At 50.5% G+C, this 2,104-nt stretch carries 2 protein-coding genes and 1 pseudogene; all 3 read right to left on the reverse strand.

Going from position 1 to position 2,104, the window contains the following annotated elements; translation table 11 throughout:
• Window positions 1-160 (reverse strand): annotated as a pseudogene (locus tag CFR80_RS17845) (IS5/IS1182 family transposase); the annotation flags it as partial.
• Window positions 161-210: 50 nt separating this feature from the next.
• A complete protein-coding gene (locus tag CFR80_RS17850; RefSeq protein ID WP_258367947.1) occupies window positions 211-1,080 on the reverse strand; it encodes a sensor domain-containing protein in 870 nt (289 codons plus the stop codon).
• Window positions 1,081-1,716: 636 nt separating this feature from the next.
• The coding region (locus tag CFR80_RS19680; protein ID WP_220032769.1) for a hypothetical protein at window positions 1,717-2,104 on the reverse strand (388 nt) is incomplete at its 5' end.

Here is a 2,104-nt window from a genome sequence, read left to right on the forward strand (position 1 = left end):
TGACCACCTCGCGCATATCCGTCGTGCGAGGGCGACCGCCCCGTTTCGCAGGGGGCACAAATGGCACGATCAAAGCCCATTCCCCGTCCATCATATCCGATGGATATCGCAGTCCTTCCCGGCTATGTTCACGTCGGGCAATACCAGTCCATGTCATCATTCACTCCATCTCTTCGTAAAGACGGATGAATCACAACAGACTGGTATTGTTCAAAAACTTTCGGATCGGGCTCTGACATCTCCAAGATACAGGTCTGCTGCCAGCGTATAGCTCATGTCCACGCTGCGGTCGCTGCCTGGATCAATGATCATATGCGGGTGCATCCCATATCGCGCCAGTATACCATTACTTTTCAGGCGATGGGTATCAAACAAACGGTAATGCGGTGCGAAGATCAGATTGTATTTTTCCTGATGGGCAAAATAATCAAGAATTGCCATGCCAGACCGGTGCCATGATGACAGGCGCGGGCTGAAATGGGGATTGTAGAGAATGGTCGGACGGGTATTGGGGAATAATGGCAGACCATGGGCGTGCAGCCGGCGCACCATGTCGAATTTTGCATATATGCCAGTGGCATAATGGCCGGGGCGCAAAACACCGGCCCGGGTCAGTCGTTCCTCTATTTTGTGTCCCGCCATAAGTATGAAATCGAACTGGCGCGTATCATGAGTGAATCCAATGGCCCGGTCACCCGCACCATGACGGGTCCAGATCAGGCGGGGGGAAGAGACCCCCATCTTGCGTAAATACAGCGATGTACGTTCGGGCACGACAATTGCCTGAAATTTGTTGAAATAATTTCTGTTCAGCAAAAGGACTGCCATTTTACCCAGCGGGGTCTGCCCGTGCTGCCTGATGTGGTGCCGAAGCCATCCGGGCATCTGTAAAATATCAAAGGTGACCGAAGATTCGGGGTACAATCTGCAAAGAGAGCGGATACGGGAATCGCGTTCCGGGGTCAGGCTGGCAATATGAACCTTAATTCCCGGATAAAGCCGTGCCATTTCCAATGCGATTGGAAGAGAATGGAATTCCTGATGCGGCTGGGCAATATAGGGAAACAGGATGTGAAGCATTTACGGTTGGCCTGAGGATCCTTGGCAGATGATGCCATGGAAAAATATCTCATCAGAATTTACAATAAATTTAAGAAGATAATACTGTGATATATTGTATATGAATATCGTATATTTATGAGCCCATCTTGGGGTTGTCTCGTGTTCTTTTGAAATACATGGGGAACGAAGGAGGGGCTATCGCTCGCATGCTGTGAGGCCTGTTCCTTTTGGTGGATTGAAATTTCCAGCGTATCGGCAGCTTGCGAGGGGGAATAGCTGTACCTTCCATCGTGCCTGTCTGCGCAGAAAGAAAAATCGCTGAGGGGGGCTGCCTATCCCCAGCGATTTCCGCAGTCTGGGTGCGCAATCGGGCACGGCGAAGTGTCTGCATAAACCGAGCGCATACTTCTCAGGCGCGGGTTTCTGATTGAACGCAGGCGCACTGACGTAATCTCCTGGATGCATATGGATTGGAATGAAGTCATATACGTGTCTCTGGCACGTTTTCAGAAGGAATGATCATTCTGGATGTGGCCATGCCTGTTCCATTCATGGCCTTTTATCTGGCTACCAACAAGGATGGAGGAAACGACACTCCTGAGTGGACGAGCTAATCCTTATGCCGTGGCATCTGTGATCTGTCCTGCTCGGCTGTCATGGAAATGGCCGAGCATCGAACTGAGATGAAAATCGCGTCTGATTGACCATATATATGCCGACTGACTCTGGCGATCGGCATGTGCTTTGAGGAAAGGAGGGGCTTGCCCCTCCTTTTTTCATATATTTTTCATTTTCATGCACTTTTTTTGGTGCGGTTTGTGAACGGTTTATGGGTTTAGTGGCTGTTTTCCGTTCATTTTCTGTATTTTCAGGTCGGCGTTGACAGGGTGGGGGAATATCCGTAAAAGCCCCTTCACCGGACGGCGATGCCGCTTCGGCGGGTTCTTTGACAAGAGAATAGAGAGAGTATCTGGAAGGGATATGCTGGCGGCGCGATTGTTGCTCTTTAGGGGGTGATGATTGGCGGTCTGGACTGGGTGAG

This window comes from Komagataeibacter oboediens, assembly GCF_003207815.1.
Classification (GTDB): Bacteria; Pseudomonadota; Alphaproteobacteria; order Acetobacterales; family Acetobacteraceae; genus Komagataeibacter; species Komagataeibacter oboediens.

Excerpts from the sequence above, each read along its gene's own strand:
- CFR80_RS17850 (WP_258367947.1), bottom strand. The coding sequence starts at position 1,080 with ATGCTTCACATCCTGTTTCCCTATATTGCCCAGCCGCATCAGGAATTC.